The 865-nt window shown below is 65.5% G+C and carries 1 protein-coding gene; it reads right to left on the reverse strand.

What is annotated here, in order from left to right; genetic code table 11:
* Positions 1-792: DDE-type integrase/transposase/recombinase (locus F0U44_RS14485; protein WP_149729068.1), on the reverse strand; the 792-nt coding region annotated here is incomplete at its 3' end.
* Positions 793-865 lie beyond the last annotated feature (73 nt).

An 865-nucleotide genomic window follows, 5' to 3' on the forward strand; every position in this document is an offset into this window, starting at 1 on the left:
GTCGGCGATGGTCGCGGCTGGTGGCTGCTTGGCGAGCCAGCGTTTCTGGGTCTGGTGCAGTCGTTCGACCTTGCCCTGGGTTTGAGGGTGGTTGCCGCGGCCGTTCTTCTGGGTGATGTGAAGTGCGGTCAGGAGGTATTCGAAAGCGTTCTTCCCGCCGCCGAACCGGGCGGTGTAGACGCGGCCGTTGTCGGTCAGGGTGGCGGCGGGGAGGCCGTGTTCGTTGCAGGTGGCGAGGAACTCGTTGACCACGATGTCGCCGGTCACGGGCGTGTGGACGGTGCAGGAGAGCAGGTAGCGGGAGTGGTCGTCGAGCCAGTTCAGGATCTCTACGTCGGTGTCGTCGGCCAGGCGCCAGTGGGTGAAGTCGGATTGCCAGCATTCGTTGGGCTGAGCGGCTTCGAACCGGTGGTAGGAGGACCGGGGTCGTTTGCGGGGTTCGGGGGTGATGAGGTCGGCGGCGTGCAGGATCCGTCGGATGGTGGAGGTCGAGGGGGCTGTGTGGCCGCGTTCGGCCAGGTGCCAGGCCAGCGTGACCGGGCCGGCGTCGAGGCCGTTGTGGGTCAGCTTGAGCCGTAGCTCGATGATCAGCTCGCGGACCTCGGGGCCGGTTGCTCGCTTGTTGGAGTGGGGTCGTCTGGACTGCGGATCGACCGCGTCGATCCCGCCTTGGTGGTAGCGGGCCACCAGCCGATGGAGGTGCTGGCGGGAGTAGCCGTACTTGGCGGCCGCGTCGGTGACCGAGAGTTCCTTTGTGACGACCTTCAACACAGCGACCCGGGCTTTCGACATGCCCTGTGACTGTCGCCTATGTCGCGACTCATGTGTCGCGTATCAGTTGTCGCCTATGTCGTGAACCCAGACA

Origin of the sequence: Nocardioides humilatus (assembly GCF_008373755.1) — a bacterium.
Classification (GTDB): domain Bacteria; phylum Actinomycetota; class Actinomycetes; order Propionibacteriales; family Nocardioidaceae; genus Nocardioides; species Nocardioides humilatus.